Genomic DNA, 22,980 nt, shown 5'->3' on the forward strand with positions numbered 1-22,980 from the left:
ACTCCGCGGAGTGCTTTTTCTTATGTTTCTTTGTTTCGATTTAAAATTAATTTCATGCCTGCCTGCCCTTCTATACCAATAAATAACTCGGTGATGGGACCGCTTTTGACAATGCCTGTTACATGAAGTTCGATCGTATCCAAATTGTAATCTGTCATATCTTGCACCAATTCTTGAATCTTATCCAATGAAATCGGAAAGGCTTTTCTAATACTTTCATTTTCTAGATGAAATTTTCCCGCCTCTTTTTCATCTTCTTCAATAACGGGCATATAGAACTTCAACTCTTCACGTTCTGCCATTTTGCATTCCTCCTTTAAGTTTAACGAGAACACACGGATTTACCCCTTTAATACCCGTTATCGTTAAATGTAAGTACAAATGGAGACAAAATAAAAAAAGCACTCCGAAGAGTACTTTTTATTTTTTAGCTTTTTTTTCTGGTTTAGTTGATGCTTTATTCATTTGAGTCATCATTTGATTGATTTTTTTCTGAGACGGTTTTTGTCCCATTTGCATCATCATGATTCGTAGCATTTCTTCATTGATTGGTGGATTATCTTGCAAATATTTCATCATATATCGACGAGCGATATAGAATCCAAGTGCAACACCTGCGAGTAAAGCCACGATAACGATTACGATCCAGATCCATGTATCCATTCTTGTTACCTCCTTCGTGTTGCGTAAATAAGTAGTGCACCACAATGGATTATACTATAAAAAAAGAAGTATGACTATAAGTAGCAAAATAATAAAAAAATGGGAGCCATAAATGCTCCCATTCCTCATTTTACTGTTCGTTAATTAAGTTTTTCACTTTAGTTGTTACGTTTTCGACAGTAAATCCAAGCTCTTCCATAATGCGTTCGCCTGGCGCACTTGCACCAAAACGATCGATTGCTAGAATTTCGCCTTCGTCACCTGTATAACGATCCCATCCGAATGAAGTACCCACTTCAATCGCTAGGCGTTTTTTAACAGTTTTTGGAATAACAGATTGCTTGTATTCTTTGTCTTGTTTTTCGAAACGATCCCAAGATGGCATTGAAACAACAGAAACGTTGATGCCTTCTTCAGCCAATTGCTTTTGTGCGGCTACAGCTAAACTAACCTCAGATCCAGTCGCTAGTAATAATGCTTGTGGATTTTCAACAGGTGACACCACATAAGCACCTTTTTCAACGCCAGCTTCAGCTAGTTCACCGCTATTTTCCAAAATCGGTAAATCCTGACGTGACAAAACAAGTAAAGTTGGTGTCGTTTTAGCTGTTAACGCTAAACGCCATGCCGCTTTTGTTTCGTTAGCATCTGCAGGACGAACAACGCTCAAGTTTGGCATTGCACGAAGAGAAGCTAAATGTTCAACCGGTTCATGAGTTGGACCATCTTCTCCTACAGCTACACTGTCATGCGTGAACACATATGTTACAGGAAGGCCCATTAAAGCAGCTAAACGTATTGCTGGACGAACATAGTCACTAAAGACGAAGAACGTTCCACCAAAGACATGAAGGCCCCCGTGAAGTGCCATACCATTTAATGCAGCTCCCATTGCGAATTCACGAACACCAAACCAAATATTACGGCCTTCAGGATGTTCAGCGTCAAAGTCGCCTCCACCTTTAATGTTTGTTTTGTTAGATCCAGCAAGGTCAGCACTACCACCAAAGAATGAAGGAACCGTTTTAGCGATTGCATTAATCATGTCTCCAGATGAAGCACGCGTTGCTTGTTTCTTCCCAGCTTCGTATGTTGGGAATTCTGCATCAAAGTTTTCTGGAAGTTCACCACGAATTGCCATTTGCAATTGCTCAGCTAGTTCTGGATGTGCTGATTCATATTGAGCGTATAATTCGTTCCACTCAGATTCAGCTTTTGCTCCCAATTCTTGAGTAGCTTGTTCAAAAGTTTCATAAACTTCCTCTGGTACGTGGAATGATTCTTCAAAAGTCCACGCGTAGTTTTGTTTTGTTAATTTCATTTCATCTTCACCAAGTGGTGCTCCGTGTGAATCAGCTTTACCAGATTTGTTTGGAGAACCATAACCAATTACTGTTTTAACTTCGATCAATGTTGGTTTGTCTGAAGATTGTTTAGCTTGTGCAATTTTTTCAGACAAATCACCCATTTCATTGCCATCGTCTACGCGCAAGTAATTCCAGCCATATGACTCAAAACGTTTTTGAACGTTTTCGGAAAAACTTTTACCTAGTGGTCCATCTAATGAAATGTCGTTGCTATCATAAAGTACTACTAATTTATTTAATTTCAAATGACCAGCAAGAGAAATTGCTTCTCCAGCAACACCTTCCATCAAATCACCATCTCCGCATAATGCGAATGTGTTGTGATCGACGATATTCATACCTTCTTTGTTGTATGTAGCCGCTAAATGACGTTCAGCCATTGCCATACCAACTGCCATGCCAATTCCTTGACCAAGTGGACCAGTTGTTGCTTCAACGCCTACTGTGTGACCAAATTCCGGGTGACCCGGTGTTTTTGAATCCCATTGACGGAAGTTTTTGATTTCGTCCATTTCCAAACCATAACCGCTTAAATGAAGCAAGCTATATAAAAGCATGGAACCATGTCCTGCCGATAACACAAAACGGTCACGGTTAAACCAATCCGGATTTTTCGGGTTATGGTTCATGTGTTTCGTCCACAATGTATACGCCATTGGAGCTGCGCCCATTGGCAATCCTGGATGACCAGAATTTGCTTTTTCAATAGCATCGATGGAAAGCGTACGAATTGTTGTTACTGCAAGTTGATCTGCGTGGGTTGACATAGTAACATCCTCTCTCAAACAAAAATTTAATCCTATTCTAGTTTAGTCAACTATAGGAAAGAATACAATGAAAAAGAGAATAAGTATTTAATTCAAATACTTATTCTCTCGAATATTTTTGACCTTTTCGGGTGTTACATCGTTTCCTTCAGGGTCAATCACTTTTACATTTTCAATTGTACCGCGCATCGTCTTGCGGAATGTTTGCAAATACTCTTGACGCAAAGCAGACTGTTCTTTTGCTTCTTCTTTTGATAAACCTTCTGTTTTAGACTTACGTGACAATTGATTAATGCGATTTAATTTGTCTGGTGATAACATACACATCCACCTTTCTTCTTTTCATATCGTACAAAAAAAGTTGGGTTTCTGCAATGGTTTAGTCTTTCATTAGTCTCTCATATTCTTTAAAGCGGCGATGTACTGTAGCTTTACTTGCCTGATAGCCAAACCCTTGGAGCGTTACAGCAATTTCACTAAAAGTTAAGCCACTTGACTTTAAGTTCACAATTTGATCGATCGGTAAATCTAGGCGTTCTCGTCCATCAGGATTCCCTTTGCCTTTTAAATTTCTTTCTGGTTTGTAGCCATTATCCACAGCGCGTTTCATGCCACGTTTAATTTTGGCATTATGTATTTTGCGCTGATATTCTTCAACGATCGCTAATATTTCTAGAACCATGTCGTCCATATCGTTTAATGCAATGGGTCCTTGATCTGACAATGTATATACTTTTACATCGTATTTTTTCATCACATGTAAAAGTGCTATACGTGCGTGACCTCTACCTAGCCGAGTTTCATCTTGTATAAACACGGCTTCAACTTTTTCAGTTTTAATGCTGTTTAACATCTCTAATAAACCGTCACGGTCCATTTCGTATCCACTATGTTGATCGGTGAAAATACCATCTACTTTATAGGATTGTTGAAATGCAAACTTCATCAATTCTTCTTCTTGTCTTTCAAGTGAAGATTCTTGCGTGTCTTTAGTCGTGCTGACACGGCAATAAATAAAAGCGTTTTTCTTCATTCAGAATCACCTGCATATATTTTTGTCTCATCTGGAACAAAGTTTAATTGGTCACTGGGTATTTCAAGAGATTGTCCAGCAATAATTTTTGCAGTCGAAAGATTGTTTTCTTTCATAATTTCCTCAATCCATTCATGATGGGGAGTTGAACCACTGAAAGATTCAGCTAAAGTCCAAAGTGTATCCCCTTCCTCTATTGTCACCTGGCTAGTTTGTGCACTATCCGTATTATGAGTCAAAATTACGTAAAAAGTAAATACCATTATTAAAGCAAAGAAAAAGATAAGATATGAATTTTGTCGGATGATTGTCATCTAGATCGCCTCCTGAGAATAAGTGTTCGGAATGTATGTTCTCATATTAATGCGAACAGGTGTTTTTGTCAACGATAAAATTCGAACCTATGTTTGCATTTCATTGCCCGAGTTGGTATACTATTGGTAGAAATCAAGTAGAATTACTCAAATGAGGTGAAACGGTTGAAAAAAGTATCTAAACGTCAAGAAGACATACTGACATTCATAAAAGAAGAAGTCCGCTTAAAAGGCTATCCGCCTTCCGTACGCGAAATTGGTGAGGCAGTTGGTCTAGCATCCAGTTCGACCGTTCACGGTCACTTAGCACGCCTTGAAAGTAAAGGCCTTATCCGCCGTGATCCTACTAAGCCAAGAGCTATAGAAGTTATTAGCACTGATGAAGCATTAATTGATAAAAGCCCAGTTTTACACGTACCTTTAATTGGTAAAGTAACCGCAGGTATGCCGATCACAGCCATTGAAAATGTAGAAGAATATTTCCCGCTCCCGCAAAGTTATGGAACAGAAGATGACCATATTTTCATGCTAGAAATTATGGGTGAAAGTATGATTGAAGCTGGAATACTAAACGGAGATTATGTAATAGTAAAACAACAGCAAACTGCAAATAACGGCGATATTGTTGTCGCAATGACCGCAGAAGACGAAGCAACTGTTAAACGTTTCTTCCGTGAAGATAATTATTTCCGTTTGCAGCCAGAAAATTCTTCTATGGATCCAATCATTGTTGATCAAGTTTCCATATTAGGTAAAGTCGTTGGCGTGTATCGTCAAATTCACTAAAATAATTAAATCTTGATAAAATTTAATTAAACTGTAGACGACTCGCTTCCGAGTCGTCTACAGTTTTTTAGAAAAGACTTCTTAAAGGCTGCATCTTACAAGAGCCAGTTATCCGGGCATACATCGTTACAAGCATTCGGAACATGCCTTGCAGTCTCATAATGCGGTAGAAGGATAGCTACTTTCAGATAACAAAAAGAATAGAAGCTGGAATAAACTCATTCCAACTCCTATTCTTTTAAATTTTCTGATGCCAAATTTTCTATATTTTTATTATGTAAACAAACACTTTATTACCTAAGACAACTAAACGCTAAAATCACAGGTATTCTTTTTCTTCGTTCGTATTCTTCAGCATCTTGGAAATCTTGAGGTTTCGGCATTCCTTCTCGAAGTCCAGTAATCGTAAATCCAGCTTTTGCTAAAGAAGCAAAGTAACTTTCGATTGTTCGGTGATGCTTAACAACTATTTTATCTATCCATGGTTCATGTCGCTCGCCCTCTCTAAAATAGTCGTCTACTATCCAATTCCCTCTCCTTTCACCTGTCTTTTTGCTGTCAAAAGAAGAAGTTGTTAAAGGATGTTGAACACTAAAGACAAACTTCCCACCAGGCTTTAAGCTATTGTGAACTTTGCGGAATAAATCTTCTACCTCTGTTAAATAATGAATTGCTAAGCGAGAAGTGACAAGATCAAATGCTGCTTGTGGAAACTCAAACGATTCCATCGTGGACTCTATAATCGTCCCTTGAAGTCCAAGTAAGTTTTGATACGCCAATCTATACATTTGTTCAGATCCCTCTACGCCGTGGTAATGCAGCGCACCTAACTCTAGTAACTCTCTTCCAAATTGTGCATCTCCACAACCTAAATCTAGTATTTGTTGGTTTTGAATACTTCCCATTAAGTCGTACATAACAGGTTTTTCAATACTATTATTCGGACTATCCACTCGATTTCTTCTTTTAAAATAATTCGACAAAAAATCTTTTTCCTCATAAACACTTGAACCTTTGAATTCCAACGCAATTCCCCCTTAATTTTTTTCACAAAAAAAGATGTTGCTTGAGCAACACCTTGTGCAGCTCATAATAGAAAAATACTTCTACAACTCGCTGACTTTTATATAATTAACTAAATTAATTGTAATACGAAAAATATTTCCAGTTTCTTTATCTGAAACTTCGTAAGTACCATTCGACGGAATCTGACTTAATACCGATTCTTTATCCGCGGCTTGAACATGATGAGTGAATGTATTTTCTTTATCAAAATTAAACTCTACTCGAAACATCTTCATGTAATGGCCTCCTTTAATCTATTTGCGTTACATCTTTTCTTTTGAATTAGTTTAACATAGTTAAGATTTTATTGTTTAGAGAATTCTTTAAGAATAATTACTTTAAGAGCTAACATCTCTTCTTCATTTAAATCTTCTTCTAGTTTTTGGATAATCTGTTCTGGAGACATTGTTCCATCCTCCACTTTAGACTTCATATTTACTAAATTTTTAATTCCTACTTTTTTCACTAATGTTTGAGCAGCATCTTCAGTTGTTTCAAAAGCTAGACTGCTACTTGCATCATTATGCTTTTGATTTTCTGACGTTTGAGCTGCTTCTATATAGTTAATCGTTTGCGGATCGTTTTCTACATATTCTAATACTTTGTCCATCTGATCACTGTTTTTCAGTTTTTCAGTAGTTTCTAAAACTAAACGTTCTGCTGACAGATCGGGTCCGATGACATACACACCTATACCAGCAAATGAAAAAAATATTAAAAAAACAATGATTGTCATTAAAAAGCGCATCGTCAACCTCCCCTTTTCTCTATTATTATAACAGTATAGACATTAAAGTGTATAAACTTTCCAAAAAAGTCTCGAATTCCATTAAAAAGGAATCCGAGACTTTCGGTTATTTCGACTGTTCAGTTAGTTGTTGTTTCCGCTGTTCAGCAATCCACCAGTCAATATGTTCTAAATTAAATATAATGATATCTTGATAAGCTCGGCGGTGTGGTATCTTTCTTCTTGTCATCAAATCTGTAATCTCATCAGCAGCCATAGGGTAACCTACTGACTCCAAATAACTTACTAACTTTGATAGCCCTTGTATCTTCCTCAATTTAATCCCCTCCCACAAAATCCTCCTTTTGTGTATAAAAAGGAAAATTCAGTACGAGTTATTAAATTAGTGGTCTACATTATATTATTACCTTTTTAAATCAACATTAAACCTAATATAATTTTAAATTTACTCATTACTACTCATAAAAAAAACTCACTAGAGACAAAGCTCTAGCGAGTTCCCTATTAATACATTTTCAAGTATTGCTCACGTTCCCACGGGTGTACAGATGTGCGGAACATGTCCCACTCGATTTCTTTTGCTTCAATAAAGTTATTTAAGATATGCTCACCTAATGCTTTAGTCATCACTTCATCTTTTTTCAACTCTTGTAGCGCATTGTAAAGAGTGCTCGGAAGATCCTCGATGCCTACTGCTTCACGTTCTTTTTGGTTCATCATGTAAATATTGCGATCAACTGCTTTTGGTGGCGTAAGTTTTTTCTTAATTCCATCAAGACCAGCACCTAAAAGTACAGCCATTGCTAAGTACGGGTTTGCTGCTGGATCAACTGAACGTACTTCTACACGAGTAGACAATCCGCGTGAAGATGGGATACGCACTAATGGGCTACGGTTCTGACCAGACCATGCGATATAACAAGGTGCTTCATATCCTGGAACTAAACGCTTGTACGAGTTTACTAGTGGATTAGTAATAGCTGTATACCCTTTAGCGTGTTCAATGATTCCAGCGATAAACTGATAAGCTGTTTCACTTAGTTTCAAGTCACCGTCTTCATCTAGGAATGTATTGCGATCTCCATCAAACAAAGAAACGTTCATATGCATTCCTGATCCACTAACACCGAACAATGGTTTCGGCATAAATGTCGCATGCAAACCATGTTTACGAGCAATTGTTTTAACAACAAGTTTAAACGTTTGAATATCGTCACATGCTTTAATGGCATCAGCGTATTTAAAGTCAATTTCATGTTGTCCAGGTGCTACTTCATGGTGAGAAGCTTCAATTTCAAAGCCCATCTCTTCAAGTTCTAGAACGATATCGCGTCGGCAGTTTTCGCCAAGGTCCATCGGTGCTAAGTCAAAATAGCCACCATGGTCATTCAGTTCTAAAGACGGTTCGCCTCTTTCATCAAGCTTGAACAAGAAGAATTCTGGTTCTGGTCCAAGGTTGAAATGTGTAAATCCTAACTCTTCCATTTCCTTCAACACTCGTTTCAAGTTTGTACGCGGATCTCCAGCAAACGGTGTTCCGTCTGGGCTATAAATATCACAGATTAAACGAGCTACTTTTCCTTTACCTGTAATCCATGGGAATACAACCCATGTGTCAAGATCCGGGAATAAATACATATCCGATTCTTCGATGCGCACAAAACCATCGATAGAAGATCCATCAAACATCATTTTGTTATCGAGTGCTTTGTCCAACTGGGTTGCTGGTATTTCAACGTTTTTAATGACTCCAAGAATATCTGTAAATTGTAAACGGATAAAATTAACGTTCTCTTCTTTTACTAATCGATGAATGTCCTCTTTTGAATACTTGCCCATGTTCTCTTCACTCTCCTATGAATGTTTTATGCAAGCCCATTTCTAATGAAAGAAACGGGATAAATCACTTTGTCTAAAGCCACCTTGTTCAAAAGGTCTTGCTTGGTGCTTCAATTGTTCGTGTAGTAACTGGCGTAACTGAGCATCACTCAAGTTTTTTGGCTCAGCTTTTTCATTTTCGGGAATGGATCTCATTTCATAGACTTTTTTAATGCCTGCCATATTGAGCCCCTGATCTAAATAATCTTTGATTTGGAGTAAGACATCGACGTCATTTAATGAAAACATCCGTTTATTGCCTTCAGTACGGGCAGGGTTAATCAATTTGTGCTCTTCGTAATAACGTATTTGCCTAGCTGTCAATTCCGTCAGTTGCATAACTATGCTAATAGGAAGAAGCGGCATCGTCCGTCGCACCCGGTTTGTCATAAGTTTCACTCATTTCAACTAATTATTACTTTTACAGCATACACCACGTCATCTAACCTGTCAAATTAATGTTATATTTCCTAACATACTAATTCCCTGCATAAAATTATGCGGGAAAATAGTTAAATTAACTTTAATTTTTTTAATGTTTCAACAGAATTTAACACCGCAATCTTTACATGTTCATATGTAAGTCCACCTTGAACGAATGCTGTATACGGCGGGCGTATTGGACCATCAGCTGTCAATTCTATGCTGGAGCCTTGGACAAAAGTTCCAGCCGCCATAATGACATCGTCTTCATAGCCAGGCATATACGCCGGTTCGGGCTTGAATTGTGCGTTTACAGGTGAACTAGCTTGTATGGTTTGGCAAAAAGCAATCATTTGTTCAGCCGTTTGAAATGATACTGATTGGATTAAATCTGTGCGTTTTTCGCTCCAATGAGGCGTTGTAGTCATGCCTGCATCCTCCAATAGCGCTGAAGTAAAGATGGCCCCTTTTAATGCTTGCGAAACGACATGAGGTGCCATAAAGAACCCTTGATACATATCGGGCAAGGCATTGAGAGATGCTCCAGCCTCTCCTCCTATACCCGGGGAAGTCATACGATAACCGCATTTCTCGATTAAATCCTGTCTACCCGCTATATATCCACCTATTTTAGCTAAGCCGCCTCCTGGATTTTTAATTAAAGAGCCTGCGATCAAATCAGCTCCTACTTCTATCGGTTCTTGTAGTTCAACAAATTCTCCATAGCAATTATCTACAAACACAATTGCATTTGGTTTTAACTGACGAATATTAACAATCATTTCTTTAATTTCTTCCATAGTAAAAGATGGACGCGTGTCATAACCTCTCGAACGTTGTATGGCAATTACTTTCGTCTTACTATTAATAGCTTTTTCAGCTGCATCCCAATCAATTTTATTCTCAGCGTTAAGGTCTATGTGCTGATAGCTAATACCAAAATCTTTTAATGATCCTGTATCCCTTTCTCCTCCGGAAACAATGGAATCTAATGTGTCGTACGGTTTACCAGAAAGATACAATAATTCATCTCCCGGACGCAATACACCAAATAAAGATATTGTAATTGCATGAGTTCCGGAAATAATTTGCGGTCGCACAAGTGCCGCTTCTGCTTTAAATACATCGGCATAAACTCGCTCTAAAGTATCTCGCCCCTCATCATCGTAACCATAGCCTGTTGACGGGTTAAAATGATGGTCGCTAACACGTTGATTATGAAAAGCCGTTAATACTTTTTCTTGATTTAAAAAAGCTATTTCATCAGCAGTTTGAAGTTGTTTTTGAATTTTCTCTTCTATTGTTTTAATGATTGTTAACATGTAATTCTCCATTCTCTTAAATATCTCTTTCTATTATGCGGCATGACTTGAAATAGCGTCAAATTCTGATACAATTCATAGAGTTGTATGTTGAGGAGGAAAAAGGCTATGGCTTGGGAAGTACTGAGCGCAATCGGTACGATTGCTTTTGCAGTATCCGGCGCAATTATCGCGATGGAAGAAGAATATGATATTTTCGGCGTGTATCTTCTCGGTGTTGTCACAGCTTTTGGTGGTGGTGCAATCCGAAATTTGTTAATAGGCGTGCCTGTTTCGGCATTGTGGGAACAGGAATTTATGTTTCAATTGGCCTTTATTTCGATCACAATCGTTTTCTTATTTCCACATAAATTGCTCGGTCATTGGAATCGGTGGGGACACTTTTTTGATGCTATTGGATTATCAGCATTTGCTGTTCAAGGAGCCATTTACGCAGTTGAATTAGAATTGCCGCTGTTTGCGGTTATCGTGGCTGCCGTACTAACTGGATCGGGTGGAGGTATCATACGTGATATGTTAGCCGGAAGAAAGCCTCTTGTGTTAAAGTCCGAAATTTATGCTGTTTGGGCAGCATTAGCAGGCTTGTTTATTAGTTTTGATTCAGCTAATACCGATTTAATGCTTTATTCTTTGTTTGTGCTCATAACGATATTACGCATTTTATCGTACACATTTAAATGGAGATTACCGGCTCGAAAAATACAAATTAACTAAAAAAACAGAACGCTCAAACTATTGAGCGTTCTGTTTTTTTAGTTTAGTTAGGCGATTGTTTCCCCATTCCAAGCAAGCATGCCACCTTCAACGTTTGTTGCAGCGATGTTATTGGACTCTAAAATACCACTAGACATTTCACTGCGGCGACCTGATCGACAAATCATATAATATTCTTTTTCAGTATCTAGTTCTCCAATACGTTCTTCCACTTCACCGAGCGGTATGTGTTTAGCCCCTGGAATCATTCCCGTTGCTACTTCATCCGGTTCACGAACGTCGATAATGTTTACTACTTCGCCAGCTTCTACGCGTTTTTGCAATTCATCTGTTGTAATAGTTTTCATATACACGCCTCCTTGATTAAAATCATACTCACACCAAAATCCTATACCCAAAGAAGTAAGCTGTCAATCAGAAGTGCGAAGACAGCCGTTTCGATTTAACAGGCATAAAAAAACCGAACTGCATAATCATCAGTCCGGTACCATTCTTATTCTTCGTGTTCAATTGCTACAGCTTTTGCTGGGGAGAATGTCGAAATCGCATGTTTATAAATTAATTGCTGTTTGCCATCTGTTTCGACTAATACCGTAAAATTATCGTAAGATTTAATAATTCCTTTTAGTTGGAAGCCGTTAAGTAAAAAAACTGTGACATAAATATTATTTTTACGAAGCTGATTTAAATAGACGTCCTGAATATTGACTGGTTTCATGTGAATCCTCCCTATTTCTCTGTTGGTTCTTGATTTTCCGTAAGTTTATTTATTCGACAGTCTCTGTCATTTCCCTGCATAAAAGAGATTATTTCCTGTAGATTTTTTTCAGGTTTTTCTAATGCATCGATCCATAAAATCGGCAATTTGTTTTTAAAATACGTAAATTGTCTCTTTGCGTATTTTCGCGAGTTTTGCTTAAGCTTTTCTACAGCTAAATCTAAACTCCAATGCCCATCTAAATAGCTATATATTTCTTTATAGCCGATTGCTTGGATTGATTGAACATCTCGAATACCTTTTTGTCGTAATGAGTTAACTTCATCGACTAATCCGCGTTCTAACATTTCATCCACTCGTTGGTTAATGCGTTCATATAGTACATTTCTTGGAATATCTAGCCCAATAATGACTTCATTATACATGGGGGACAACGCCAAATTACGATCTCCTTTTTGCTGTCCACTCATGAGTATTTCTATCGCTCGCAAAACGCGTCGTGTGTTATTTGGATGGATATCACTTTTCGGATCTAACTTCAGCAATTTTTTATGCATCCATTCAACACCAAATTGTTCTAACTCCTTATTTAAACACTCACGAAGCTCTTGATCGATAGCTTCTTTCGAAAATCGATAATCAAACAATACTGCCTGCACATATAGCCCTGAACCCCCCACAATAATCGGCAAGTTGCCACGTGATTGGATTTCAGTAATTTTTTCCCGCACCAATTTTTGATACTCAGCCACCGAAAAACTTTCCTCAGAATTTTTAATGTCGATTAGATGATGAGGAACCCCCGCCATTTCTTCCGGCAAAATTTTGGCTGTTCCAATAGTCATATCACGATAAACTTGCATAGAGTCTCCGTTGATAATTTCCCCATTTAGATGCTTTGCTAACTCTAAACTTAAGGCAGTCTTACCAGATGCCGTTGGTCCAACGATAGCTAATACATCAATCATTCCCACAAACCCAGTCTCCAATTACATCATAGTAATCATGTCGGCCTATTTCATTTAGCAACTCGTGTCTCGCATCTTCCGCAAGATAAACTTTAACTTTACTCACGCCTGCATCTGTAAATTGTTTGGCTGCATTGAAAACACCTTTACCATTATCACCAACTGGATCCATTGCTCCACTAATAAGTAAAATCGGTAAATCATTGCGAACTCGGGCAACCTCTGCAGGATCGTTAACCGTAGTAATTCCTGAAAATAAATCAATATAAAATTGATTGGTTGATTCAAAGCCACAAAGTGGATCAGCTTCATATCTCGCTACCATTTCTTTGTCTCGACTTAACCAAGCAGATTCAGAACCTTCTTGTTCGAAGGATTTATTGAAATTGCCAAAAGTGAGTTTGCCAAGCGCTTCGCTCGGTTCCTGCTTACCGTATATTTTAGCCGATGCGATTGCTACTGCTTTCCCGAGTTTCCCAGTAACACCTGGGTCTCCACCCGTTCCAGACAATACAACTCGGTGTACCGTATCGCTATGAAATTGTAAGTAACGACGGGTCACAAAAGAGCCCATACTATGCCCAAATAACACAAGAGGCAACTCTTCAGTTTTTTGTTGCACTTTTTGAATAACTGAATGCAAGTCTTCCACTACTTGTTCGAAACCATTATCATCTGCAAAATAGCCGAGTATCCCGTTTTGTTGAGCCGTTTTTCCGTGACCTCGTTGATCATGCGCTGATACAATAAAGCCGCGTGACACTAAGTATTCCGCAAATTCTTTGTACCGTTCTATGTGCTCTGCCATGCCATGAATAATATGGACATGACCTAGCGGGTTTGTTGGTTCGTAACATTCATAATATAATTCATGGCCATCAGAAGCGCGCATATAATCTTTTGTCACTTTCATTTACTACACCCTTTCTTATATCCCATATACTGTCTATTATGACAGATTGATTTAATTCATTACACGTTTGAACATTTTTTCAACATCATAGGTTTTAAAATGAATAATAACCGGACGACCATGCGGACAAGTAAATGGCTGTTCCGCTTTTTTCAAATCTATTAATAACCGTTCCATTTCATGTTTTTGCAGAAAGTGATTTGCTTTGATCGACCGTTTACAGCTCATCATTATCGCAGCATCTTCACGTAATTTCTTTACATCGACTTTTCGCTCTGTCAAAATTTGTTCGATTAAATCTTCAATAACTTCTTGTTCAAAACCTTTTGGAAACCAAGTCGGGTATTCACGGACAATAAACGAAGTGTCGCCAAACTCTTCTAGAAAGACACCACTATCGGAAAGAACAGTCAAATGATCTTTTAACCTCAAAGCTTCATCTCGGCTATAGTGGAACGTTAGCGGCAATAACAATGCTTGTCGTTCATTGCTATCGATATCTCCTACTTTTTCTCGGAAGTATTCGTATTTAATCCGTTCCTGTGCTGCATGTTGGTCGACCAAATAAAATCCATCGTTACTTTGCGCCACGATATACGTTCCATGAATTTGACCAACGACTTCAAGTTCTGGGAATTGTGGACCATCATCTGGCTCTTCCTCATACTCTTGTACCGAAGTTGTTTGTTCGGAAAATGGCGTTTCTTGTTGCATAACTTCTTTTTCTTGATGCTGTTGCCCAAATACCTTTTCTTGCTTTTGCATAACCGGAAACTCTGAAGATTCCTGAACAGGCACATCTTTTGGTTCTCGAACAGTAAACGAGCTTTTCCATAAATCCAATTGCCTTGTCGGTGCTTGTTTGACCGGTTTCGGTTTATCAATAATTGGCGCACGAACTACCGAACTAATTGTTCCGCGAAGCGTTTCATGGATAAGTTCCATCAATTCTTTTTCTTTACTTAAGCGAATTTGCTGTTTCGCTGGATGTACATTGACATCAGTTAAATAGGGATCTCCTTCAATATTCATGACAACAATTGGCTGGCGCTCTAATGGTAAAAACGTATGATAGGCTCTATGAACTGTGTTGGCAATCGCGTAATGCTTTACCCAACGGCCATTCACAAATAACGAAATGTAATTTTTATTGGCACGTGTAATTTCAGGAAGTGAAGCATACCCCGATATTTTGTAATCATGAGATTGCCCTTCGAACGGAATCATTTTCTTAGCAATTGCCACTCCATAAATATCTGCCAACACACGTTTAATTTCTCCACTGCCAGAAGTTTGTAAAATAATTCTTCCGTCATGTACCAGTTTAAACGCAATCCCTGGATAACTTAATGCAAAGCGGTTTAATAAATCAATTGAATGACCCAATTCAGTCTGCAAGGTTTTCATATACTTTAAACGTGCAGGTGTATTAAAGAACAACTGATCTATTTTTATGTCCGTTCCTTTTCTAAGAGACCCCGCACGATGTTCAGTTAGACGGCCACCCTCCATTTGTACAAATGTACCACTTTCACCGTTTGAGGTATGCAACGTCACTTTCGATACTGATGCGATACTCGCCAAAGCTTCACCGCGGAATCCAAGCGTCCGAATTCGGAACAAATCGTGTTCGTTCGCGATCTTACTAGTTGCGTGCCGCGAAAATGACAATAATGCATCATCTGCATCCATTCCAGCCCCGTTATCGATTATTTGAATTGAAGTCAGTCCTGCTTCAACAAGCAATACTTCAATGGCCGTACTCCCTGCATCAATCGCATTTTCTACTAATTCTTTAACGACAGAAGTCGGTCTTTCAACTACTTCACCAGCAGCTATTTTATTGGATAGAGGTTCGTCCATCAATCGAATGATGCCCATGCGCTCACTCCTTATTGGTTTAACTTCTCTTGCAAGTCATTGATCATTTGCAAGGCTTGAAGCGGTGTCATCGAAGACACTTGTACGTCTTTAATCGTTTGTAGAATTTCGTCCTTTTCTGTATCCGCTTCATCAAAAAATGATAATTGTTCTATTGTTTTAGGTTGCTGTTTTTTATCTTGTTCAAAGGTTTTCAATAATTCTCGTGCACGCGCAAGAATTGGTTCAGGTAAATTGGCCAACTCTGCAACGTGAATTCCGTAACTTTTATCAGCTGGACCTTTTTTTACTTTATGCAGAAACACCACTTTGCCCGACTGCTCCATTGCTGCTACGTGGACATTGTGAAGTTTCTCTAGTGAATTTTCTAATGCGGTCAGCTCATGATAATGTGTTGAAAATAATGTATTTGCGCCAATCTCTCGATGAATATATTCAATCATTGATTGTGCTAAAGCCATGCCGTCATAAGTTGAAGTTCCACGGCCAATTTCATCAAACAATAATAAGCTGTTTTTCGTTGCATGGGTAATGGCATATTGCGATTCGAGCATTTCGACCATAAAGGTACTTTGCCCAGAAACTAAGTCATCAGCCGCTCCTATACGCGTGAAAATTTGATCGACAATCGGTAAATTAGCAGATTCAGCAGGTACGTAACTACCAATTTGAGCTAATACGATTGTTAATGCAACTTGACGCATATACGTACTTTTACCCGACATATTTGGTCCTGTAATGAGTAGCATATTTTGATTTTCAGCTAGTACACAGTCATTTGGTACATATTGTTGTTTGTTAAGCATTTTTTCTACTACGGGATGTCGACCTTCAATGATGGATATTTCGTTCGTATCGTTAAAATCAGGTTTTACAAAACGATATTTTTCTGCCACATTGGCAAAACTTAAAAAGACATCTAATCCACTAAGTGAAGAAGCTAGGCGTTGAATGCGTGAAATATATTGTTTTACTTCATCTCGAATCGCTACAAATAAATTATATTCAAGTGCTAAACTTTCTTCTTCAGCGGTTAAGATCAAAGCTTCTTTTTCTTTTAATTCAGGAGTAGTGTAACGTTCTGCATTTGCTAATGTTTGTTTTCGGTCATAGCGCTCTAAATCTGCTAAATGCATATTGGCTTTTGAAATTTCAATATAATAACCAAAAATACGGTTATAGCCAATTTTCAATGATTTGATACCGGTTAATTTGCGTTCTTTTTGTTCAAGTTCAGCAATCCAGTCTTTTCCATTACGCGAAGCATCTCGGAATTCATCTAGTTTCTCATGGAAACCATCTCGAATTACACCGCCTTCTTTTGAAGATAGGGGTGGATTTTCACTAATTGCTTGCAATAATTCACACACTTCAACACAGCGATCTAATTTCTCCCCAAATTCATGTAGAGCCGTATCGCCAGAATTCGCCAACTCTTCGATTAACATCGGTACTTTCTCGAGAGAACTGCGAAGCTGCGCTAAATCTCTCCCACTAGCGCTGCCGAAGGCGATACGTCCGGAAAGACGTTCTAGGTCATAAACTTCTTTTAACAAGCCTTGAAGCTCTACACGCACGAAATACTGCTCGATTAACGCTTCGACCATTTGCTGGCGCTCTTCAATCATGCGTTTATTCGCTAACGGCTGATGCAACCATTGTTTTAATTTGCGACTTCCCATTGCTGTCATTGTTTCATCTAACAGCCACAGTAAAGTTCCTTTTGTTTCATTGCCACGAATAGATTGCAACAATTCCAAATTTCGTTTGGAATGAAAATCAATGCTTAATAATTGAGTGTTTTCTTTATATGAAAATGACTGGATATGATCTAACGATTGTTTTTGGGTACGAGCAATATACGTCATCAATCGGTGACAACTTGTTTGTAAATCTTCTGGGCAGTCCACAGTCAAAGATGCATCCATTTTATAAGCATCTTCCATTGTTTCAATCGACAGGACTAGATCTTGCTCTTCTTCAGTCAACAAGACAAACAATTGTTCTGAAACTACTAATTCACGAATGCTCAAAGAGCGCAACTCCTGTAACAATGCTTTTTCAGTTCCCATTATGTATGTCGCTGTAGATTCACCTGTACTAATATCCACATATGACAAAGCAAAGCCATCTGATAATTCATCAGCTGCTGCTAAAAAGACATTTGATTTGGAATCGACGCTTTTTCCTTCTGTATGTGTTCCAGGTGTTATTAAGCGGACAACTTCCCGTTTCACCACGCCTTTAGTCATTTTTGGATCTTCTACTTGTTCACAAATGGCTACTTTATGACCTTTTAAAATTAGTTGATCAATATAGTTTTTAGCCGCATGGTGAGGCACGCCGCACATCGGAATCCGGTCATCGCCACTTCCTCCACGTGCTGTTAACGTGATTTCTAGTAATTGTGACGCTTTGATCGCATCATCATAAAACAATTCATAAAAATCGCCTAAGCGGAAAAACAAAAAAGCATCCAAGTATTCGGATTTCACTTGAAAATATTGTTGCATCATTGGTGTCGGTGCCATTTTAAAACCTCTTTCAAATCGATTCGTCGTTTATCCATTATAACAAAAATAAAGAGAGAAAAGAAAAAACTGAAAGAGCATTGGCTCTTTCAGTTTAATTCTGTTTAACTGTACTTCTACTAAGCACTCTATTTTACTCCACCGATAAGATCGTCTTATGTCGTCGAATCTATACGATCGCTTCCGCTTTTCTTTGGCTAGCTTCAGCGACCAGCCTCTCGGGTCATAAGCCATTCTGTCTGTGCGGCTAGAGTAACGCCGCTTCGCCAGATCGTCTTATGCCGTCGAGGCTAAACGGTCGTTTACGCTTTTCTTGTTACCCGCAGCTTCCTGGTTTGTCGTTGCGGACTTTTGATCCTGTTTCGCCACGTAACAAGTCGCCACCTGTTTCAGTGATGATGTTGTTTGTTACTTGGTTAGCGATTGCTGTCGATACCATTTGCAACAATGAGTTGACGTCGCTTTGAGATTGCTTGAATTCTTGAACGATTGGCACTGCGTCAATTTCTTCTTCAATCTTAGAAATTTTGCCTTCGATCAAATTCAATGCACGTTCTTTGCCATAGGCTTGGAAGTTTACAGCTTGTTTTTGAAGGCTTTTCAGGCTAGCAATTTTTTCACGAATTTGTTGGTTTTCGTTAATTTGTGCTTCTGCACGTTTAAAGAAATCCACTTCTTCTGTTGCTGCGATCATATCTGCGACTTCGCGTGCTTTGTCGACGATTTCTTGTTTTGTATACGTCATTTTTAGACACCCATTTCTTGGTCTGTAACAGTTGCTACTAGTTCACTGCTTGCGACCATGTTTTAATTTCATTAATATTACTTTGAAACTTTATTTTCAAGTATAAACCTTTATCGTCCGTAGTTACGAGCGATAGAGAATTTCTCTCTTTTGGTAATACTTTAATTTCAAATATCTAAGATGCTATTCGAATTTAAAGAAGATATGAATTTAAAATCTCCTGCAAAATTCTTTTTGCTCACTTCTTTATTATACTGAAAGCAAGGCTTGTACTTCAAGGACTCTGCACTAATTGTCGATGTTTCGTCACGAAGCTGTAGATTTATCCTTGAAACGGATAATCTTCGTTGATATATATGCGTTCATAGCTTGTCGCTTTACCTGTTTGATCATTCACTTCTGTGAAAAAGCCACTGACAACCGATCGACCGCGTTTGGGTACTTCAAATCGCGTTGGCATATTTGTTTTAAAGCGATACAAAACAGCGTCTTTGTTCATGCCCAATATTTCATCATAAGGTCCCGTCATCCCAACATCTGAGATATACGCAGTTCCATTTGGTAAAATACGTGCATCAGCAGTCTGAACATGTGTATGTGTTCCAACAACTACTGAAGCGCGGCCATCCAAATGCCAACCCATAGCAATTTTTTCACTTGTCGCTTCTGCGTGAAAATCTACGAAAACAAGCGGTGAAATAGCTTTAGCTTCAGCAACAAGCTCATCTGCTTTTTGGAAAGGATCTTCATGAGGCGGTAAAAAAACACGTCCATGAAGATTGATGACAGATAGCGTTTGTCCATTTTTTGTAACGGTTGCCATGCCACGACCCGGTGCTTCATCTGAAAAGTTGGCAGGTCGAATCAAGTAATCCACTTCATCAATAAAATCAAAAATCTCTTTTTGGTCCCATGTGTGGTTACCCATCGTTACCATATCCACTCCCATAAATAAAAGGTCCTGATAAATGGCTTTTGTAATACCGCGACCTGCCGCTGCGTTTTCCCCGTTAGCAATAATTACGTCTGGTGCATATTTTCTTTTTAATCTCGGTAAATACGATTCCAACGCGTCTCTTCCGATTGATCCGACAATATCTCCAATAAATAAAATTTTCACAAACTCACCTTTTTTCCATAAGAAAAAGGCTTCTTTGAATAGACATTCATCGAAGCCTTACTCTTATTATTTTGCGTATTCAACTGCTCTAGTTTCTCTAATGACTGTCACTTTGATGTGACCCGGATAATCCAACTCTTCTTCAATCCGTTTCCGGATATCTCGAGCTAAACGATGTGCCGTCATGTCATCAATTTGTTCAGGTCGAACCATGATGCGAATTTCACGTCCCGCTTGAATAGCGAATGATTTCTCTACGCCTTCATACGATTCAGAAATTTCTTCAAGTTTTTCTAGGCGACGAATGTAGTTTTCAAGTGTTTCACTTCTTGCACCTGGACGTGCTGCAGACAATGCATCTGCTGCTGCTACAATGACAGAAATGATCGAAGTCGCTTCTGTGTCACCATGGTGAGAAGCAATACTGTTAATCACTACTGGATGTTCTTTGTATTTTGTTCCAAGTTCTACACCAATTTCAACGTGACTTCCTTCTACTTCATGATCGATTGCTTTACCAATGTCATGTAGAAGTCCTGCACGACGAGCTAGTGTAACATCTTCTCCAAGTTCAGCTGCCATTAAGCCTGACAAGAATGCAACTTCCACAGAGTGCTTCAGTACATTTTGCCCGTAACTTGTACGGTAGCGAAGGCGTCCAAGAATTTTGATCAAGTCAGGGTGCAAATTATGAACTCCTACGTCAAAAGTGGTTTGCTCACCAATTTCACGAATTTGTTCATCTACTTCACGTCTAGACTTTTCTACCATTTCTTCAATGCGCGCTGGATGGATGCGGCCATCTGAAACCAGTTTTTCTAGAGCCAATCGAGCCGTTTCACGACGGATCGGATCAAATCCTGAAAGAATAACCGCTTCTGGTGTATCATCGATGATTAAATCGATTCCCGTTAAGGTTTCAAGCGTACGGATGTTTCGTCCTTCACGCCCAATGATACGTCCTTTCATTTCATCATTCGGCAGATTTACTACAGACACAGTCGTTTCTGCTACATGGTCTGCTGCAAATCGTTGCATCGCCAATGATAAAATGTTTTTCGCTTTTTTGTCCGACTCTTCTTTGGCACGAGCTTCTGATTCTTTCATCATTACGGCGATGTCTGTCGAAAGTTCTTTTTCAACATCCTGCAAGATGATCGATTTTGCTTCTTCGCGTGTCAAAGATGAAATTCGTTCCATTTCAGCCTGCTGCTGGCGGACTAACTCTTCGGCTTTGCTCTCCATCTGTTCAATATGCTGTTGTTTTTCTGAGAGCGCTTCGTCTTTACGTTCTAGACTCGCTTCTCTTTTGTTCAAAGCATCATCCTTGCGATCCAAATTTTCTTCTCTCTGCAACAACCGATTCTCTTGTCTTTGTAGTTCAGAACGGCGTTCCCGAATTTCAGATTCTGTTTCAGTACGCAATTTATGATTTTCGTCTTTCGCTTCCAATAAAGCTTCTTTTTTCTGCGCTTCAGCTTCTCGTTTTGCATCTTCGACTATTTGCTCCGCGGAGTTTTTAGCGCCTGCAATATTGGAATCGTTTGCTTTTTTTAATGCAAAATAACCAACAACTACACCGACGATGATACCAAGCAAAGCGAAGATGAACTCATTAATACCCATTCGGACACCTCCTCTTGCTATTGATTTTTTTCATTTTCAAAAAATGAATGATCATGCTTTTTTCAGTACAACTAGTTTAAAATTAGTAAATTATACAATTTTAATTGTATAGATGGACTTATGTCGTGTCAACCCAGGAAAGCGGAAGTAGAGGCCCTGCAGAAAAGAGAACTAAGCTGCTGCTACTAGTAAACGAACACTTAAATTTTCAATGAGTTCTAACATCCTAACAATTGTTATAGCCAAAAAGCCGCAAAGCATCTGCTTAGCGGCTTTCTCTTAATTATAAAAAGAATCTTAATTATCGTCTTCGTCAAGTAGAAGATTAAAGTCTTCTGACTCTTCCTTACTACCAGCAATTGTGTACGTTGCTGCTGCCATACCATATGATTCACGGATTTTATTAGAAATCTCATTGCGGATTTCTGGATTTTTAAGCAAGAATTGCTTAACATTTTCACGACCTTGACCGATTCGTTCTTCGTTATATGAATACCACGAACCGCTCTTTTGAATAATCTCTAAATCAGATCCGATGTCGACAATTTCACCTTCTCGTGAAATTCCTTTTCCATACATGATATCAACTTCAGCTGTACGGAACGGTGGAGCTACTTTATTTTTAACAACTTTAATCTTTGTTCTGTTACCGATGATTTCAGTTCCTGATTTCAATGCTTCTGCACGGCGAACTTCTAAACGAACAGATGAATAGAATTTCAACGCACGACCACCAGGTGTTGTTTCCGGGTTACCAAACATTACACCAATCTTCTCACGGATTTGGTTAATGAAAATAACAATTGTATTGGACTTGTTAATAACACCAGATAATTTGCGCAGGGCTTGAGACATTAAACGCGCTTGTAATCCCATATGTGAATCGCCCATTTCGCCTTCAATTTCTGCTTTGGGAACTAATGCTGCTACTGAATCGACTACGACAATATCAACTGCTCCACTACGAACAAGTGCTTCAGCGATTTCAAGTGCTTGCTCACCTGTATCCGGTTGAGACAACAACAACTCATCAATATTTACACCAAGATTTTTTGCATAAACTGGATCTAATGCATGCTCTGCATCGATAAAGGCAGCTGTTCCGCCCGTAGCTTGTACTTCTGCAATTGCGTGAAGAGAAACTGTTGTTTTACCAGAACTCTCAGGACCGTACACTTCAATGACACGTCCTCGCGGATAACCGCCTATTCCTAGCGCTGTATCCAATGCTAATGAACCACTCGAAACGGATGATATATTTCGGTCGGTTTTTTCCCCCAATTTCATGACAGAACCTTTACCAAATTGCTTTTCTATTTGTTTTAACGCCATATCTAATGCTGCTTTACGATCGCTCAAAAGAAATCCTCCTCTAAATGAAAACCTATTTTCTAACTG

General features: G+C 38.8%; 25 protein-coding genes. 2 read left to right on the forward strand and 23 right to left on the reverse strand.

What is annotated here, in order from left to right; all coding sequences use genetic code 11:
- Nucleotides 1–20: 20 nt before the first annotated feature.
- From PLANO_RS09390 to yneA, 6 genes are all read right to left on the reverse strand, one after another.
- Entirely contained in the window at nucleotides 21–302 is a 282-nt protein-coding gene (locus PLANO_RS09390) for a hypothetical protein (protein WP_038704200.1), read from the reverse strand.
- A 118-nt stretch (nucleotides 303–420) separates the two neighbouring features.
- Entirely contained in the window at nucleotides 421–663 is a 243-nt protein-coding gene (locus tag PLANO_RS09395; RefSeq protein ID WP_038704201.1) for a YneF family protein, read from the reverse strand.
- A 130-nt stretch (nucleotides 664–793) separates the two neighbouring features.
- Nucleotides 794–2,797, reverse strand: coding sequence for a transketolase (gene tkt / locus PLANO_RS09400; protein ID WP_038704202.1), 2,004 nt, complete (start codon nucleotides 2,795–2,797; stop codon nucleotides 794–796).
- Between the two features lie 87 nt (nucleotides 2,798–2,884).
- Nucleotides 2,885–3,118 carry a DUF896 domain-containing protein gene (locus tag PLANO_RS09405; protein WP_008430945.1) on the reverse strand — a complete coding sequence of 78 codons (234 nt, stop codon included), beginning with the start codon at nucleotides 3,116–3,118 and terminating at the stop codon, nucleotides 2,885–2,887.
- Between the two features lie 58 nt (nucleotides 3,119–3,176).
- Nucleotides 3,177–3,830, reverse strand: coding sequence for a YneB family resolvase-like protein (locus PLANO_RS09410; RefSeq protein ID WP_038704203.1), 654 nt, complete (start codon nucleotides 3,828–3,830; stop codon nucleotides 3,177–3,179).
- On the reverse strand, nucleotides 3,827–4,144 hold the full coding sequence (gene yneA / locus PLANO_RS09415; RefSeq protein WP_038704204.1) for a cell division suppressor protein YneA: 318 nt from the start codon (nucleotides 4,142–4,144) through the stop codon (nucleotides 3,827–3,829). The genes PLANO_RS09410 and yneA overlap by 4 nt, the downstream gene beginning before the upstream one ends.
- A 165-nt stretch (nucleotides 4,145–4,309) precedes the next feature.
- On the opposite strand from yneA, the gene lexA reads away from it, so the two are divergent.
- Nucleotides 4,310–4,930 carry a transcriptional repressor LexA gene (gene lexA, locus PLANO_RS09420; RefSeq protein WP_038704205.1) on the forward strand — a complete coding sequence of 207 codons (621 nt, stop codon included), beginning with the start codon at nucleotides 4,310–4,312 and terminating at the stop codon, nucleotides 4,928–4,930.
- Between the two features lie 293 nt (nucleotides 4,931–5,223).
- Here lexA and PLANO_RS09425 read toward each other — a convergent pair whose 3' ends face one another.
- The 7 genes from PLANO_RS09425 to PLANO_RS09455 all read right to left on the reverse strand — a co-directional run bounded on the left by PLANO_RS09425 (nucleotide 5,224) and on the right by PLANO_RS09455 (nucleotide 10,366).
- Entirely contained in the window at nucleotides 5,224–5,955 is a 732-nt protein-coding gene (locus tag PLANO_RS09425) for a class I SAM-dependent methyltransferase (protein ID WP_038704206.1), read from the reverse strand.
- 81 nt (nucleotides 5,956–6,036) lie between these two features.
- On the reverse strand, nucleotides 6,037–6,231 hold the full coding sequence (locus tag PLANO_RS09430) for a hypothetical protein (protein ID WP_038704207.1): 195 nt from the start codon (nucleotides 6,229–6,231) through the stop codon (nucleotides 6,037–6,039).
- 68 nt (nucleotides 6,232–6,299) lie between these two features.
- Complete coding sequence (locus tag PLANO_RS09435; RefSeq protein WP_038704208.1) at nucleotides 6,300–6,743, reverse strand: hypothetical protein; 444 nt, start codon at nucleotides 6,741–6,743, stop codon at nucleotides 6,300–6,302.
- A 106-nt stretch (nucleotides 6,744–6,849) separates the two neighbouring features.
- Nucleotides 6,850–7,059, reverse strand: coding sequence for a hypothetical protein (locus PLANO_RS09440; RefSeq protein WP_038705428.1), 210 nt, complete (start codon nucleotides 7,057–7,059; stop codon nucleotides 6,850–6,852).
- Nucleotides 7,060–7,247: 188 nt separating this feature from the next.
- On the reverse strand, nucleotides 7,248–8,582 hold the full coding sequence (gene glnA, locus PLANO_RS09445; protein WP_038704209.1) for a type I glutamate--ammonia ligase: 1,335 nt from the start codon (nucleotides 8,580–8,582) through the stop codon (nucleotides 7,248–7,250).
- Between the two features lie 42 nt (nucleotides 8,583–8,624).
- Nucleotides 8,625–9,011, reverse strand: a complete 387-nt coding sequence (locus tag PLANO_RS09450; RefSeq protein WP_038704210.1) for a MerR family transcriptional regulator — start codon at nucleotides 9,009–9,011, stop codon at nucleotides 8,625–8,627.
- A gap of 122 nt (nucleotides 9,012–9,133) precedes the next feature.
- Nucleotides 9,134–10,366 (reverse strand): methionine gamma-lyase family protein, encoded by a 1,233-nt coding sequence (locus PLANO_RS09455; protein WP_197053137.1) that lies wholly within the window; start codon nucleotides 10,364–10,366, stop codon nucleotides 9,134–9,136.
- A 108-nt stretch (nucleotides 10,367–10,474) separates the two neighbouring features.
- Between PLANO_RS09455 and PLANO_RS09460 the strand changes: the two genes are divergently transcribed.
- Entirely contained in the window at nucleotides 10,475–11,080 is a 606-nt protein-coding gene (locus tag PLANO_RS09460) for a trimeric intracellular cation channel family protein (protein ID WP_038704212.1), read from the forward strand.
- 47 nt (nucleotides 11,081–11,127) lie between these two features.
- Here the strand turns inward: PLANO_RS09460 and PLANO_RS09465 are convergent, their stop codons facing one another.
- The 10 genes from PLANO_RS09465 to recA all read right to left on the reverse strand — a co-directional run bounded on the left by PLANO_RS09465 (nucleotide 11,128) and on the right by recA (nucleotide 22,941).
- Complete coding sequence (locus tag PLANO_RS09465; RefSeq protein ID WP_038704213.1) at nucleotides 11,128–11,427, reverse strand: rhodanese-like domain-containing protein; 300 nt, start codon at nucleotides 11,425–11,427, stop codon at nucleotides 11,128–11,130.
- A 146-nt stretch (nucleotides 11,428–11,573) separates the two neighbouring features.
- Complete coding sequence (hfq, locus tag PLANO_RS09470) at nucleotides 11,574–11,798, reverse strand: RNA chaperone Hfq (protein ID WP_038704214.1); 225 nt, start codon at nucleotides 11,796–11,798, stop codon at nucleotides 11,574–11,576.
- An 11-nt stretch (nucleotides 11,799–11,809) separates the two neighbouring features.
- A complete protein-coding gene (miaA, locus tag PLANO_RS09475) occupies nucleotides 11,810–12,766 on the reverse strand; it encodes a tRNA (adenosine(37)-N6)-dimethylallyltransferase MiaA (RefSeq protein ID WP_038705429.1) in 957 nt (318 codons plus the stop codon).
- The gene (locus tag PLANO_RS09480) at nucleotides 12,759–13,679 is read right to left on the reverse strand and encodes an alpha/beta hydrolase (protein WP_038704215.1); all 921 of its coding nucleotides are present in this window, start codon (nucleotides 13,677–13,679) and stop codon (nucleotides 12,759–12,761) included. The genes miaA and PLANO_RS09480 overlap by 8 nt, the downstream gene beginning before the upstream one ends.
- Before the next feature lie 51 nt (nucleotides 13,680–13,730).
- Entirely contained in the window at nucleotides 13,731–15,560 is a 1,830-nt protein-coding gene (mutL, locus tag PLANO_RS09485; RefSeq protein WP_038704216.1) for a DNA mismatch repair endonuclease MutL, read from the reverse strand.
- An 11-nt stretch (nucleotides 15,561–15,571) separates the two neighbouring features.
- Nucleotides 15,572–18,091, reverse strand: a complete 2,520-nt coding sequence (gene mutS, locus PLANO_RS09490) for a DNA mismatch repair protein MutS (RefSeq protein ID WP_038704217.1) — start codon at nucleotides 18,089–18,091, stop codon at nucleotides 15,572–15,574.
- A gap of 316 nt (nucleotides 18,092–18,407) precedes the next feature.
- Nucleotides 18,408–18,836 (reverse strand): YlbF/YmcA family competence regulator, encoded by a 429-nt coding sequence (locus PLANO_RS09495; protein WP_038704218.1) that lies wholly within the window; start codon nucleotides 18,834–18,836, stop codon nucleotides 18,408–18,410.
- 322 nt (nucleotides 18,837–19,158) lie between these two features.
- The gene (locus PLANO_RS09500; protein WP_038704219.1) at nucleotides 19,159–19,956 is read right to left on the reverse strand and encodes a TIGR00282 family metallophosphoesterase; all 798 of its coding nucleotides are present in this window, start codon (nucleotides 19,954–19,956) and stop codon (nucleotides 19,159–19,161) included.
- Nucleotides 19,957–20,022: 66 nt separating this feature from the next.
- The gene (gene rny, locus PLANO_RS09505; RefSeq protein WP_038704220.1) at nucleotides 20,023–21,582 is read right to left on the reverse strand and encodes a ribonuclease Y; all 1,560 of its coding nucleotides are present in this window, start codon (nucleotides 21,580–21,582) and stop codon (nucleotides 20,023–20,025) included.
- Between the two features lie 297 nt (nucleotides 21,583–21,879).
- Nucleotides 21,880–22,941: a recombinase RecA gene (gene recA, locus PLANO_RS09510; RefSeq protein ID WP_038704221.1), complete on the reverse strand. Its 1,062-nt coding sequence runs from the start codon at nucleotides 22,939–22,941 to the stop codon at nucleotides 21,880–21,882.
- Nucleotides 22,942–22,980 lie beyond the last annotated feature (39 nt).

Origin of the sequence: Planococcus sp. PAMC 21323, from assembly GCF_000785555.1 — a bacterium.
Lineage (GTDB): Bacteria > Bacillota > Bacilli > Bacillales_A > Planococcaceae > Planococcus.